General features: G+C 70.7%; 9 protein-coding genes and 1 pseudogene. 4 read left to right on the top strand and 6 right to left on the bottom strand.

Going from position 1 to position 13,784, the window contains the following annotated elements; translation table 11 throughout:
- Positions 1 to 39: 39 nt before the first annotated feature.
- The 5 genes from ABTY98_RS07945 to ABTY98_RS07965 form a co-directional block, all read right to left on the bottom strand.
- The gene (locus ABTY98_RS07945; RefSeq protein ID WP_352220007.1) at positions 40 to 660 is read right to left on the bottom strand and encodes a GTP-binding protein; all 621 of its coding nucleotides are present in this window, start codon (positions 658 to 660) and stop codon (positions 40 to 42) included.
- Complete coding sequence (locus tag ABTY98_RS07950; RefSeq protein WP_352220008.1) at positions 641 to 1,054, bottom strand: DUF742 domain-containing protein; 414 nt, start codon at positions 1,052 to 1,054, stop codon at positions 641 to 643. The genes ABTY98_RS07945 and ABTY98_RS07950 overlap by 20 nt, the downstream gene beginning before the upstream one ends.
- Positions 1,051 to 1,458 (bottom strand): roadblock/LC7 domain-containing protein, encoded by a 408-nt coding sequence (locus ABTY98_RS07955; protein WP_352220009.1) that lies wholly within the window; start codon positions 1,456 to 1,458, stop codon positions 1,051 to 1,053. The genes ABTY98_RS07950 and ABTY98_RS07955 overlap by 4 nt, the downstream gene beginning before the upstream one ends.
- Positions 1,455 to 3,041, bottom strand: coding sequence for a sensor histidine kinase (locus ABTY98_RS07960; protein ID WP_352220010.1), 1,587 nt, complete (start codon positions 3,039 to 3,041; stop codon positions 1,455 to 1,457). Before ABTY98_RS07960 ends, ABTY98_RS07955 begins: the two co-directional genes overlap by 4 nt.
- A gap of 323 nt (positions 3,042 to 3,364) precedes the next feature.
- Positions 3,365 to 3,991, bottom strand: coding sequence for a TetR/AcrR family transcriptional regulator (locus ABTY98_RS07965; protein ID WP_352220011.1), 627 nt, complete (start codon positions 3,989 to 3,991; stop codon positions 3,365 to 3,367).
- A 185-nt stretch (positions 3,992 to 4,176) separates the two neighbouring features.
- Here ABTY98_RS07965 and ABTY98_RS07970 point away from each other — a divergent pair, with 185 nt between their 5' ends.
- From ABTY98_RS07970 to atzF, 4 genes and pseudogenes are all read left to right on the top strand, one after another.
- Positions 4,177 to 5,001 carry an urea amidolyase associated protein UAAP1 gene (locus ABTY98_RS07970; protein WP_352220012.1) on the top strand — a complete coding sequence of 275 codons (825 nt, stop codon included), beginning with the start codon at positions 4,177 to 4,179 and terminating at the stop codon, positions 4,999 to 5,001.
- The gene (locus ABTY98_RS07975; RefSeq protein ID WP_352220013.1) at positions 4,998 to 5,600 is read left to right on the top strand and encodes an urea amidolyase associated protein UAAP2; all 603 of its coding nucleotides are present in this window, start codon (positions 4,998 to 5,000) and stop codon (positions 5,598 to 5,600) included. Before ABTY98_RS07970 ends, ABTY98_RS07975 begins: the two co-directional genes overlap by 4 nt.
- Positions 5,597 to 9,109, top strand: a complete 3,513-nt coding sequence (locus ABTY98_RS07980) for a 5-oxoprolinase/urea amidolyase family protein (RefSeq protein WP_352220014.1) — start codon at positions 5,597 to 5,599, stop codon at positions 9,107 to 9,109. The genes ABTY98_RS07975 and ABTY98_RS07980 overlap by 4 nt, the downstream gene beginning before the upstream one ends.
- A gap of 4 nt (positions 9,110 to 9,113) precedes the next feature.
- Positions 9,114 to 10,790, top strand: a pseudogene (atzF, locus tag ABTY98_RS07985) (allophanate hydrolase); the annotation flags it as partial.
- Between the two features lie 73 nt (positions 10,791 to 10,863).
- Here the strand turns inward: atzF and ABTY98_RS07990 are convergent.
- Positions 10,864 to 13,716, bottom strand: coding sequence for a DEAD/DEAH box helicase (locus ABTY98_RS07990; protein WP_352220197.1), 2,853 nt, complete (start codon positions 13,714 to 13,716; stop codon positions 10,864 to 10,866).
- Positions 13,717 to 13,784: the final 68 nt, after the last annotated feature.

Raw genomic sequence — 13,784 nt, forward strand, 5'->3', positions numbered from 1 at the left:
CGAAACTGAAATGGATCTGCGGATTGCTGATTGCTGCGTTCAGACGGACGTCTTCGCCATCTCCAGGGAATGCAGAAAGCGCATCAGCGTCATGAGCGTGTCGCGGCTGGAGGCCCGGCGGCGTGCGTCGCACTCCACGATGGGGATCTCCGGCGTCAGGTCGAGTGCCGAGCGGAGGTCCTCGATCGGGTAACGGGGCGCATCCGGGAAGGAGTTGACGGCGATGACGAAGGGCACGCCTCGCTCCTCCAGTCGCCCTATGACGTCGAAGCTCACTTCGAGGCGCCGGGTGTCGATCAGGACGACAGCGCCGAGGGCGCCTTCGAACAGGCCGCTCCACAGGAACCAGAAGCGTTCCTGGCCCGGGGTGCCGAAGAGGTACAGCACCAGTTGCTCGGTGATGCTGATGCGGCCGAAGTCCATGGCGACGGTGGTGGCCGTCTTGGTGTCCGAGCCGTAGTTGTCGTCGACTCCGACGCCGGCCTGCGTCATGGTCTCCTCGGTGGTCAGCGGAGTGATTTCGCTGACCGAGCCGACCATGGTCGTCTTGCCGACCCCGAAGCCGCCGACGATCACGATCTTCACCGCGGCCTGGGCCGTGTGCGGAAGATGGTTCTCTGTTCGTGGACCCGTGATGGTGTCAGAGCTTTTGAAGTCCATGCATCACTGTTTCGAGGAGGGAACGGTCGGGGAGCGCCTGGCGGACGATCGGGGCGCGCGCCTGTACCAGTTCCGCCGTCAGCAGCTCGGTGAGCAGGACGGTCACCACGCTGAACGGCAGACTGAGGTAGGCCGACAACTCGGCCACGGACAGGGGGGCCTTGCAGAGCCGGATCAGCGCCGACTGCTCCGGCGGAGAGGACGGCGGCGGGTCGGCGCGCGCCACGATTAAGGTGACCAGGTCGAGGGGCGCGCGCTCGCCGTCCGTGACCGCGCCCGTGAGCACGTACAGCCGCTCGACGTCCTTGTCCTCGCCCTTCTCCTCGCCCGATGTGCGGGGCTCCGGAAGGGGCTCTTCCCTGAGATGGCGCCGCTGGCGTTTCGGAGGAGTCATACGGTCTGCCCGTTGCGCCTGGGGGGACTGGTCAGATGGGCGCCGATCCGCACGACGAGGTCGCGCATGTGGCCACTCATGTACCCGGGTTCGGCGACCACGTCGGAGAGCACCGCGAGGTAGGCGTTGGGTCCCGCGGCCATCAGGTAGAAGTAGCCGCCGTCGATCTCGATGATGACCATCTTCATCTTGCCGGTGCTGTCCGGGATCTCCTGGGCGACGGCGCCCGCCAGGCTCTGCAGTCCCGCGCAGGCCGCCGCGACACGGTCGGCGGCGTCCGGATCGCCGCCGTGGCGGGCGATGCGCAGGCCGTCGGCGGAGAGCACCACGATCTGCTCGATGCCGGGTACGCCGTTGGCGAGATCCCTGAGCATCCAGTCGAAGTTGCCACGCTGCTGGATCACTTGAGGTCCCCCTCGTCATCGGCCTCGTCGCGGGCCGGCTCGGTCTTCTGGGTGATAGCGGTCGGGTCCGGGGCGCCCTTGAGTCCTTTCATGAACGCCTCGACCCACAACCCCGGTTCGGGTTCGTCCCTCTGCTCCGGCTCGGGGTCGGGCGCCCACGGCCGGGCCGCCCGGGCGGCCTCCTCGGCGGCTTCCGCGGCCGCCGCCTCGGCGTACCGCTGGGAGAGTGGGATCTTGACCCGGCTGCGGCGCTGGGGCAGGCCGTTCGCCGTCCACTCGGTGACCTCGGGGACGTCGTCCTCCATGCTGACCGTCACCGGGATCCGCGGTGCGGTGGTGGGGCGGCGACGCTTGGGCGCGCGCTTGGGACCCTCCACGGCACCGAGTTCGAGCTTGGGCGCGGCGGTGGCGCCGATGCCGTGCGCCTTCCCGACTGCGGCGTCGGTGGTCATCATGTCGGACGGCACGATCAGGACCGCGCGGACTCCGCCGTACGCCGACGGCCGCAGCGAGACCTGCATGTTGTACGCCCGGCACAGGCGGCCCACGACGGCCAGGCCGAGACGGGGGCTCTCGCCGAGGTCCTGGAGGTCGACACCGGCCTTGGCCCGTTCGATCATGTCCTCGGCACGGGCCCGGGCCTCCTCGCTCAGGCTGACGCCGGAGTCCTCGATCTCGATGGCGACGCCGGTCTGCACCTCGACGGCGGTGACATGCACCTTGGTCTGCGGCGGCGAGTAGCGCGTCGCGTTGTCGAGGAGTTCGGCGGCGGCGTGGATGACCGGCTCGACGGAGATGCCCTTGATGTTGACCTGGGCGATGGAGTCCAGCGAGATCCGGCGGTACTCCAGGATCCGCGACATCGCGCCGCGCAGCGTGCTGTACAGCGTAATGGGCTGCGGCCACTGGCGGCCGGGCCGGCCGCCGCCGAGGACGGAGATGGAGTCGGCGAGGCGGCCGATCAGCGCGTTGCCGTGGTCGATGCGCAGCAGGTCGTCGAAGACCTCGGGGTTACGACCGTGGTCCTCCTCCATCTCCCGGAGTTCTTTGGCCTGTTGGTGGACGATTGCCTGGACGCGGCGGGCGACGCTGACGAAGGAGCGCTGCGCGGAGTCGCGCATGATCTCCTCGGTGTCCACGATGCCGAGCACGTAGCGGAGCAACGCGCGCTGCGACTCCGGGATGTCACGCCAGGCCGGTTCGCTGTCGACGGTCTGGCGAATCGCCTCTGCGGGGGATTCGCCGGAGCGCAGCCGGTAGAGCGCTTCGGGCAGGATCTCCTGTCCGAAGCGGACGATCTCCTGGTCGTGGGCGGCGATGCGCTGTTCCAAGTACGCGGAGTTACGGGCATGGTCCGCACGCACATCCCGCACAGTGCGGCCGCGACGTACCGCTTCCGCCGCCGTCGCGAGCACCAGCAGCAGGCCGACGGCCCCGCACCCGCCTACGGCGGTTCGGGCAGCGGTCCCCGCCACCAGGATGACGCCGGTCACGGTTGCCGCGGCCATCAGTATGGCGGGCAGCAACAGCACGCGCGCCACGGGAAGTTCACGGCCTTTGGGAGGCGATTGCACACTCACCATGTATGCCTTCTGAGACGAATCGGCTGGGTGTCGGGGAAGTTCGTGGGGGGAAGGTTCATGGAGCAGTCAGGATCTTCCGTATGATTGGGAACAGGCGCCCGAATTCACCTCAACTCGGTGCGCCGCGGGCGAGCTTAGTCCGACCGGATCAACGCCGTGTCATATTCGGCAAGCACCTGAAAGCGCCCAAACGACTGGAGTACCCTCGGTCGTTTTGCACGCAGGGCATTTGTTCGCACACATTGCGTCACGATGTACGGGCGTACGAAGATGACTCACCGTGACGGGTGAAACAGTCCCCCGAGCCGAAACCTCCGCCGGGTTCAGACCCCCGCGATCCGCAGCGCCGCGTCGGCCGTGGCGCGGGCGAACTCGTCGACGGGACGGTCCGGTTCGGAGCGGTGGATCAGGATGACGCCCTCGATCAGCCCGAAGACGAGATCGGTCCGCAGCTCCAGCTCCCCCTTGGCGAGCCCCCCACCGACGACCGTCGCGGCGATCAACTGCCGGTAGGCGTCCTTGAGTTCGGCCCGCACGGCATGGAATCCGGCGAACCGCTCGGTGTGCACCTCGGGCAGCAGGTAGAGCGCGCCGAGGTTGTGCGGCCCGGTGCACAGCAGCTCCACGTCGGCCCGGCACAGGGCCCGCAGCCGCTCCTCGGCCGGGGCCATGTCGTCCGCGAGCAGCTCACGCGCCCAGTCCAGCGACGGCGTGACGGTGGACTCCAGGAGCGCGGCAAGGAGTTCCTCCTTGCCGGAGACGTAGTGGTACATCGACGCCTGCCGCATGCCCGCCCGCTCGGCGACGGCCCGGGTGGTGGTGGCCGCGTAGCCACGGGTGGTGAACAACTCGGCCGCGGCCACGAGCAGTTCGGCCCGCGGGTCCAGGCCGCTGTCCGGCCGCTGCGCCGCCCGCGGCCGGCCGACCCGACGGCCACTGCTCGTCCCCATGCGCTCGATCCTCGCACACGACGCCGTACGACGATCACCACGAGGCCCGGCAGTCCGGCCGCGCTCCCCCGGTGAGCCCTCGGTAACCGGGCCGGAACACCCCGGCAACGCCCTCGACCCGCCCCGCCCCTAATTTCTGTCGGGCGACAGAAACAACACCGAGCCCACGGAGCCGGAGGTCAGCGATGGCGACAGCGACCACGTACGGAGCCCGGGCGCATGCCCGCGCCCAAGAGGGCACCCGCGCCGAGGCCATGCCCGTCGTACCGGCGGCCGACTGGCCGGACCCGCCCTGCGAGGCCGGCCACCTGGTGTGGGCGGAGACGGTGGCGGGGGGCAACTACACGCACCGCGTCCTGGCCCGCGGCACCGAGGTGCGCCTGACCGACCCGCTCGGCGACGCCTGCGCCCACCTCCTGCTCTACGTCGCGGGCCGCCCCTGGGAGCGGCTGAACGTCGCCGACACGGTCAAGGTCCAGTGGAACGCCTACCTCGGCGAGGGTGTGCTGCTCCTCTCCGACCAGGGCCGGGTCCTCGCCTCCGTCGTCGCCGACACCTCCGGCAGGCACGACGCCCTGTGCGGCACCTCCACCCTGGTCCGCAACACCGCCCGCTACGGCGACGGCACCCCGCAGTCGCCCTCCCCCGCCGGCCGCGAGCTGTTCAAGCTGGCGGCGGCCAAGAACGGCCTCGAACCGCGCGACCTGCCGCCGTCCCTGTCGTTCTTCCAGGGCGTGGAGGTACGCGACGACGGCACGCTGGACTTCACCGGCTCGGCCGGCCCCGGCGGCAGCGTCACGCTCCGCGCCGAGCAGGACGTGACCGTACTGATCGCGAACGTCCCGCACCCGGCCGACCCACGCCCCGACTACGTCAGCACCCCCCTGGAGGTCCTGGCCTGGCGCGCCGCCCCGACCCCGCCCGGCGACCCGCTCTGGGACGCCACCCCCGAGGGCCGCCGCGCCTTCCTGAACACCGCCGAATTCCTCGCCGCGAGGGGGCTCGCATGACCACGCAGACCGTCGTCCCGGCCCGCGCCGCCTGGTCCGCCGTCATCCGCGACGGCGAGACCCTGACCATCACCGACCTGCACGGCAACCAGGCCGTCGACTTCCTCGTCTACGACGCCCACGACACGGCGGTCCGCTACAGCGCTCCCGACACCGTCCACGCCCAGGGCGGCATCTTCCTCACCACCGGCAGTGTGCTGCTCTCCAACGAACACACCCCGCTGATGACCGTGGTCGCCGACGAGGTCGGCCGCCACGACACGGTCGGCGGCGCCTGCTCCAAGGAGTCCAACACCCTGCGCTACGGCCACCACACCTGGTCGCAGCACGCCTGCGTGGACAACTTCCTGGCGGAGGGCGCGAAGCACGGCCTCGGCAAGCGCGACCTGGTGTCCAACATCAACTGGTACATGAACGTGCCGGTCGAGAAGGACGGCACGCTCGGCATCGTCGACGGCCTCTCGGCACCGGGCCGGAAACTGACCCTGCGCGCCGAACGGGACGTCCTCGTCCTGGTCTCCAACTGCCCCCAGATCAACAACCCGTGCAACGGCTTCGACCCGACAGCGGTGGAGATGACGATCGGGGCCGCCGGATGAGCTTCGACACCCTGCTGATCGCCAACCGGGGCGAGATAGCCGTCCGTGTCATCCGCACCGCCCGCGAACTGGGCCTGCGCACGGTCGCCGTCTACTCCGACCCCGACCGCTCGGCTCCCCATGTCCGCCTCGCCGACGAGGCGGTACGGCTCGGCCCGGCCCCGGCGAAGGAGTCGTACCTCGACGCCGACCTGGTCCTGAAGGCCGCCAAGGACACCGGCGCGGGGGCGATCCACCCCGGGTACGGCTTCCTGTCCGAGGACGCCGCTTTCGCACGGCGCTGCGAGGAGGCCGGGATCGTGTTCGTCGGCCCGACGCCGGAGCAGCTGGAGCTGTTCGGCGCGAAGCACACGGCGCGGGCGGCGGCTCAGGCGGCCGGAGTGCCCCTCGCACCGGGCACCGGGCTCCTCTCCGACCTGGCCGAGGCGCTGCGCGAGGCGTCCGCCATCGGCTATCCCGTGATGCTCAAGGCCACCGGCGGCGGTGGCGGCATCGGTATGTCGGCATGTCGATCGGCCGCCGAACTGACCGACGCCTGGGACCGGGTCCAGCGCGTGGCCGCCGCCTCCTTCTCCTCCGCCGGGGTCTTCCTGGAACGCCTGGTCGAGCACGCCCGCCATGTCGAGGTCCAGGTCTTCGGCGACGGCACGGGCAGGGTCGTCACCTTCGGCGACCGGGACTGTTCCCTCCAGCGCCGCAACCAGAAGGTGGTCGAGGAGGCCCCGGCCCCCGGCCTGCCGTCGCAGGTGCGTGCACAGCTCGCCGCCTCCGCGCGCGACCTGTGCGCTGCGGTGGGCTACCGCTCCGCGGGCACCGTCGAGTTCGTGTACGACGCGGCACGCGAGGAGCCCTACTTCCTGGAGGTCAACACCCGGCTCCAGGTGGAACATCCGGTCACCGAGGAGATCTACGGCGTCGACCTCGTCGCCTGGATGCTCCGCCTGGCGAGGGGCGAGAGCGACGTCGTCCGGGATCCGGGCGAGCCGCGCGGTCATGCCGTCGAGGCCCGTGTCTACGCCGAGGGCCCCTCCCGCGACCACCGGCCCAGCGCCGGTCTGCTGACCCGGGTGGAGTTCCCGGAGGGGGTACGCGTCGACGGCTGGGTGGAGACCGGCACCGAGGTGACGACGTCGTACGACCCGATGCTCGCGAAGGTGATCGCCTACGGCCCCGACCGCACCCAGGCCCTGCGCGCCCTCGACGAGGCGCTGGCCCGCACCCGTGTCGACGGCATCGAGACCAACCTGGGTCTGGTGCGTGCCGCACTCACCGAACCGGACTTCCGGGCCGCCGCCCACTCGACGGCGACCCTCGCCACGGTCACCGACCCGACCCCCCGGATCGAGGTCGTCGCCGCCGGCACGCTCACCACGGTCCAGGACTGGCCGGGCCGCACCGGCTACTGGCAGGTCGGGGTGCCCCCGTGCGGTCCGATGGACGACCGCTCCTTCCGGCTCGGCAACCGCGCACTGGGCAACCCGGAGGGCGCCCCCGGCCTGGAATGCACCCTCCAGGGGCCGGCCCTGCGCTTCACCCACCCCACAACCGTCTGCGTGACCGGCGCCCCGGCCCCGGTGACCCTCGACGGCACGCCGATCGCCCAGTGGGAGCCTGTGACGGTCCCGGCGGGCGGGCTGCTGGAGATCGGCGCCCCCACCGAACACGGCCTGCGCACCTACGTCCTCTTCGCCGGCGGCGGCCTGGACGTGCCCGCCTTCCTCGGCAGTGCGAGCACCTTCACGCTGGGCCGTTTCGGCGGCCACGGCGGCAGGGCGCTGCGAACGGGTGACGTCCTGCACGGCGGCGCCGTCGCGGACGGCGAGCCCGTCGCCGAGCGCCCGCGCTTCACCGCCGTCTGGCACATCGCGGCCGCCGAAGGCCCCCATGCCGCCCCGGAGTTCTTCACCGAGGACGACATCCGCGACTTCTACGCCGCCGAGTGGAAGGTGCACTTCAACTCGGCGCGCACCGGGGTCCGGCTGGTCGGCCCCAAACCGCGCTGGGCACGCACCGACGGCGGCGAGGCGGGTCTGCACCCGTCCAACATCCATGACACCCCGTACTCGGTCGGCGCCGTGGACTACACCGGCGACATGCCCGTCCTGCTCGGCCCCGACGGCCCCTCCCTCGGCGGCTTCGTGTGCCCGGCGACCGTTCTGAGCGGCGAGCGCTGGAAGCTGGGCCAGCTCCGCCCCGGCGACACGGTCCGATTCGCCCCGGTAGACGTGACGGGCGCGCCCCGCCCCGAGATCGTCGACGGCGGTGTCCTGGCCCGCGACGGGGACGTGACCTACCGTCGCAGCGGCGACGACAACCTGCTGGTCGAGTTCGGCCCGATGCAACTGGATCTGGCCCTGCGGATGCGCGTCCACGCGCTGATGGAGGCGGTGACGGCAGCGGACCTGCACGGCGTCACCGACCTCACCCCGGGCATCCGTTCGCTCCAGATCCGGACCGACCCGGGTCTTCTCACCCAGTCCGAACTCCTTTCCGCCGTAAGGGAGATCGTCGTGGGACTCCCGCCCACCGACGAACTGGTGGTCCCGTCCCGCACGGTCCATCTCCCCCTCTCCTGGGACGACCCGGCGACCCGTGAGGCGATCGCCCGCTACATGGCGGGCGTCCGCGACGACGCCCCCTGGTGCCCGTGGAACATCGAGTTCATCCGCCGGATCAACGGCCTGGACTCGGTCGAGGACGTCTATCGCACGGTCTTCGACGCGGAGTACCTGGTCCTGGGCCTCGGCGATGTCTACCTGGGAGCCCCGGTCGCCACCCCGCTCGACCCGCGCCACCGCCTGGTCACCACGAAGTACAACCCGGCCCGGACCTGGACCGCCGAGAACTCCGTCGGCATCGGCGGCGCCTACCTGTGCGTCTACGGCATGGAGGGCCCGGGCGGCTACCAGTTCGTGGGCCGTACGACCCAGGTGTGGTCGGGCTGGCAGCAACGCGGGGCGTTCGAGCCGGGCTCGCCGTGGCTGTTGCGCTTCTTCGACCGGATCAGTTGGTATCCGGTGTCCGCGGAGGAACTCCTGGACCTGCGGGCCGACATCACCTCCGGCAGGTTCGTGCCGCGTATCGAGGAGGGGACCTTCTCGATGGCGTCCTACCAGGAGTTTCTCTCCGAACACGCGGATGCCGTCGAGGAGTTCAGGACACGCCAGCAGCAGGCCTTCGCCGCGGAGCGCGACGCCTGGGAGGCGGCCGGCGAGTTCGCGAGGGCACAGACGGCGACGGCACCCGCCTCCACCGCACCGGCCGAGGTGTCCGTCCCGCCGGGCGGCCGTCTGATAGAGGCCGAATTCGCGGCCTCCGTATGGCAGTTGAACGTGGCACCCGGCGACGAGGTGACCACCGGCCAACCCCTCCTCGCCCTGGAGGCGATGAAGATGGAGTCCAGGGTGCATGCGCCGATGGCCGGAGTGGTGACGGAGATCCTGGCGAGGCCGGGCGACCAGGTGGAGGCGGGGACGGCACTGCTGGTCCTCGCACCGAGCGCGAACTGACCGACAGGAGCAAGAGAGCATGTCCAGCACCGTCTCCCGTGTCCGTGCCGCCTACGCGCGTATCGAAGCGGTCGACCGCCCCGAGATCTGGATCGACCTGCGCCCACGCAAGGAGGTGGAGGCGGAGGCCCGAGCGATCGACGAACGGGTGGCCACGGGCGAGCGCCTCCCCCTCGCCGGGCGCCTGTTCGCCGCCAAGGGCAACATCGACGTACAGGGACTGCCCACGACGGCGGGCTGCCCGGCATACGCCTACGAGCCGGAGGGCGACGCCCCGGTGGTGGCCCGCCTGCGCGCGGCCGGCGCACTGGTCCTGGGCACCACCAACCTCGACCAGTTCGCGACGGGCCTGGTCGGCACCCGTTCCCCGTACGGCGCGGTCCGCAACGCGATCGACCCCGCCAGGATCAGCGGCGGCTCCAGCTCGGGTTCGGCGGTGGCGGTGGCCCTCGGGATCGTCGACTTCGCCCTCGGCACGGACACGGCGGGTTCGGGCCGGATCCCGGCCGCCTTCAACGGCATCGTCGGACTGAAGCCGACCAGGGGCCTGGTGCCCACGGCCGGGGTGGTCCCGGCCTGCGCCTCGATCGACTGCGTGACGGTGTTCGCCCGCACGCTCCCGGAGGCCGAGCAGGCACTGTCGTACATGGCGTCCCCGCCGGACCGCACACTCCCGCCCCTGCCCCAGCGAGCCCCGGGCCCCTGGCGGATCGCCGTCCCGCCGCTCTCTCAGCTCGGCGAACTGGACGAGGGCTGGGCGGAGGCGTACGAGGAAGCGGTCGCGCGGCTGGCCGCTTCGGGCGCCTCGATCCGCCCGCTCGACCTGACCCCCTTCGCCGAGGCGGCGGCGATGCTCTACGAGGGCGCGTTCGTGGCCGAGCGCTACACGGCGGTGGGCTCCTTTGTCGACAAGTTGCTGTCTTCCGGCGGCGAAGGCCTGGACCCCACGGTCACCGGCATCATCACCCGGGCCCGCGACATCACGGCCCACCGACTCTTCACCGACCAGGACCGCTTGTCCGCCCTGCGCGCCCGCGCCCTGGCCGAACTGGCCGACGCGGATGCCCTGCTGCTCCCCACGGCCCCCGGCCACCCCACCCTGGCCGAGGTGGCGGCCGACCCCCTGGGCGCCAACGCCCGCCTGGGCCGCTTCACCAACTTCACGAACCTCTTCGACCTGGCGGCGGTGGCGGTGCCGGCGGGAGAGGTGAACGGACTGCCGTTCGGTGTGATGCTGATCGGCCCCGCCTTCACCGACGACCGCCTGGCCACGATCGCCCGCTCCCTGGAGCCAAGGGTGAGCCTTGCGGTGGTGGGCGCACACCTGACAGGCCAGCCACTGAATTCACAGCTCCTGGCCATGGGAGCCGTACTGGACCGCACGACGACGACAGCACCGACGTACCGGCTCTACGCCCTGCCGACCACTCCACCGAAGCCGGGCCTGGTGCGGGTGGACGAGGGAGGTGCAGCGATCGAGACGGAGATCTGGCGCCTACCGGCGGAGGGCCTGGGCCACCTGCTCGCACAGCTCCCCCACCCGATGGCTCTGGGCAGGGTGGACCTGGCAGACAACACAAGCGCCCCCGGTTTCCTGTGCGAACCGAGCGCTTTGAGGGGCGCCGAGGACATCACGTCGTACGACGGCTGGCGCAAGTACTTGGAGCGCCGGGAAGCGTGACCTACCCAAAGGGGCGCGGGGGACTGCGCGACCAGCCCCCACCCACCCGCACCCGCACCCGCCGCCGAAGCCGTCACCCCACCGACGAGTAGGCCACGACTCCCCGCAGTACCAGATCAACCGCCTTCCGAGCGGTCTTCGCCACAGTCGGCCCCTCCACCGGAGCCGCCGCGGCAATCTGTCCGAGCACGTCGATGACCTGCTTGCACCACCGCACGAAGTCCCCCGCGGGCATCTCCGCCTCCCGCAGCACCTCGTCCAGCCCCGTCCCCGACGCCCACATGTACGCGGCCCAGGCGAAGCCGAGGTCCGGTTCCCGCTGACCGACGCCCTCGGTCTGGGTGATCCGGAACTCCTCCTCCAGCGCGTCAAGCCGCCCCCAGATCCGCACCATCTCACCGAGCGCGGCCTTGGCCTTCCCGGAGGGCAGCTTCGGGGCCATCGCGTCGTCAGCGGCACGCGACTCGTAGACCAGCGCCGAAACGCACGCGGCCAGTTCGGCGGGACCGAGCCCCTCCCAGACCCCGGCCCGCAGGCATTCGCTGGCGAGCAGATCCAGCTCGCCGTACAGCCGGGCCAGCCGCTTTCCGTGCTTGGTGACCTCGTCGCCGCGCAGGTAGTCCAACTCGGTCAGCAGTGCCACGATCCGGTCGAAGGTGCGGGCGATGGTGTTGGTCCGACCTTCGATCCGCCGCTCCAGCTGTGAGGTGTCCCGCATCAGCCGGTGGTAGCGCTCGGCCCAGCGGGCGTGGTCCTCCCGGTCGTTGCAGCCATGGCAGGGGTGCGCCCGGAGCGCGGTCCGCAGCCGTGCGATCTCGCGGTCGTCGGCGGCCTGAGACCGCTTCTTGCGGGCCCGCTCCGGCGGAATGTGCCCGGCCTTGGTGCGCAGCGCGGACGCGAGGTCGCGACGGGACTGCGGGGAGCGGGGGTTGAAGGACTTGGGGATCCGCATCCGCTCCAGCGCCTCGACGGGCACCGGGAAGTCCATCGATGCCAGCCGCTTGACCTGTCGTTCGGCGGTCAGCACCAGCGGCCGTGGCCCGTCGTGCTGCTCGAAGCCGCGGTGGCCGTTGGACCGCCCGGCGGGCAGCCCGGGGTCCAGCACCAGGGCGAGCCCGGCGTACTTGCCCGTCGGCACATGGATGACATCGCCCGGCTTGAGCTTCTCCAGCGCCACCGCCGCCTCGGCGCGCCGATCGGCCGCGCCCTGCCGAACGAGTTCGGTCTCGCGGTCCTTCAGCTCACGCCGCAGTCGCGCGTACTCCTCGAAGTCGCCGAGGTGGCAGGTCATGGACTCCTTGTAGCCTTCGAGTCCTTCCTCGTTGCGCTGCACCTGGCGGGAGATCCCGACGACCGACTTGTCGGCCTGGAACTGCGCGAACGAGGTCTCCAGGAGTTCCCGCGACCGGTGCCGCCCGAACTGCTCGACCAGGTTGACCGCCATGTTGTACGACGGCTTGAAGCTGGAGCGCAGCGGATAGGTACGCGTACCCGCGAGCCCTGCGAGATGCTCGGGGCTGAATCCCCGCTGCCACAGCACCACGGCATGACCCTCGATGTCGATGCCCCGCCGGCCCGCACGGCCCGTCAGCTGGGTGTACTCGCCGGGGGTGATGTCGGCGTGCTGCTCGCCGTTCCACTTGACGAGCTTCTCCAACACCACCGAGCGCGCGGGCATGTTGATGCCGAGCGCGAGGGTCTCGGTGGCGAACACGGCCTTCACCAGGCCGCGTACGAAGAGTTCCTCGACGACCTCCTTGAAGGTCGGGAGCATGCCCGCGTGGTGGGCGGCGATACCGCGCTCCAGGCCCTCCAGCCATTCGTAGTAGCCGAGGACGTGCAGGTCCTCGTGCGGGATCGACGAGGTGCGCTCCTCTACGAGGGCGCGCACCCGTTCCCGCGCTTCGTCGTCGTTGAGCCGGAGGCCGGCGTACAGGCACTGCTGGACGGCGGCTTCGCAGGCGGCGCGGCTGAAGATGAAGGTGATGGCGGGCAGCAGGCCCTCGGAGTCGAGCCGCTCGATGACCTCGGGGCGTCCGGGTGTCCACACCCTGGACCGCTGCCGGCGCTCCCGCTCCCGGTCGGCCTCGCGCATGGCACGCCCGCGCCTGCGGTCCTGGTAGGACGGTCTGCTCGCCTCCATCCGGGCCAGCCGGGTGAGGTCGGGGTTGACGGCCTTCTTCTGACCCTCGCCCTCCTCGAACAGGTCGTACATCCGGCGTCCGGCGAGCACATGCTGGAACAGCGGGACGGGCCGGTGTTCGGAGACGATGACCTCGGTGTCGCCGCGGACCGTGTCGAGCCAGTCACCGAACTCCTCGGCGTTGGACACGGTCGCCGACAGGGAGACCAGGGTCACGGACTCGGGGAGATGGATGATCACCTCTTCCCAGACGGCGCCGCGGAAGCGGTCGGAGAGGTAGTGGACCTCGTCCATGACCACATAGCCGAGGCCGAGGAGGGTCTGGGAGCCCGCGTACAGCATGTTCCGCAGGACCTCGGTGGTCATGACGACCACGGCGGCGTCCGGGTTGATGCTGTTGTCTCCGGTGAGCAGGCCGACCATGCCGTCGCCGTAGCGGCGGCAGAGGTCGGCGTACTTCTGGTTCGACAGCGCCTTGATGGGTGTCGTGTAGAAGCACTTCTTGCCCTGCATGAGGGCGAGGTGGACGGCGAACTCGCCCACGATCGTCTTGCCGGAGCCGGTGGGGGCGGCCACCAGTACGCCCTTCCCTGCTTCGAGCGCCTGGCAGGCCTCGATCTGGAAGGGGTCGAGGCCGAATTCGTACATCTCGCGGAAAGACGCGAGCGCGGTGGCCTGCTCGGCGGCCCGCCTGCGGGCCGCCGCATACCGCTCGGCCGGTGAGAGGTCCTCTGTCATCGTGCTTTCGAGCGTACCGGTCCCCACTGACAACAGGACGATCATTATCCGGAACATGGGACAACGGACAACAACGAGGTGCCCGCGTCGTGGGACGCGGGCACCTCTCGGTG

Origin of the sequence: Streptomyces sp. NPDC096040, from assembly GCF_040303265.1 — a bacterium.
Lineage (GTDB): Bacteria > Actinomycetota > Actinomycetes > Streptomycetales > Streptomycetaceae > Streptomyces.

Bases quoted from the DNA above. Each gene is read 5' to 3' on its own strand.
- ABTY98_RS07965 (WP_352220011.1), bottom strand. From the start codon at position 3,991: ATGGGGACGAGCAGTGGCCGTCGGGTCGGCCGGCCGCGGGCGGCGCAG.
- ABTY98_RS07950 (WP_352220008.1), bottom strand. From the start codon at position 1,054: ATGACTCCTCCGAAACGCCAGCGGCGCCATCTCAGGGAAGAGCCCCTT.
- ABTY98_RS07960 (WP_352220010.1), bottom strand. From the start codon at position 3,041: ATGGTGAGTGTGCAATCGCCTCCCAAAGGCCGTGAACTTCCCGTGGCG.
- ABTY98_RS07990 (WP_352220197.1), bottom strand. From the start codon at position 13,716: ATGATCGTCCTGTTGTCAGTGGGGACCGGTACGCTCGAAAGCACGATG.
- ABTY98_RS07975 (WP_352220013.1), top strand. From the start codon at position 4,998: ATGACCACGCAGACCGTCGTCCCGGCCCGCGCCGCCTGGTCCGCCGTC.
- ABTY98_RS07980 (WP_352220014.1), top strand. From the start codon at position 5,597: ATGAGCTTCGACACCCTGCTGATCGCCAACCGGGGCGAGATAGCCGTC.
- ABTY98_RS07945 (WP_352220007.1), bottom strand. From the start codon at position 660: ATGGACTTCAAAAGCTCTGACACCATCACGGGTCCACGAACAGAGAAC.
- ABTY98_RS07970 (WP_352220012.1), top strand. From the start codon at position 4,177: ATGGCGACAGCGACCACGTACGGAGCCCGGGCGCATGCCCGCGCCCAA.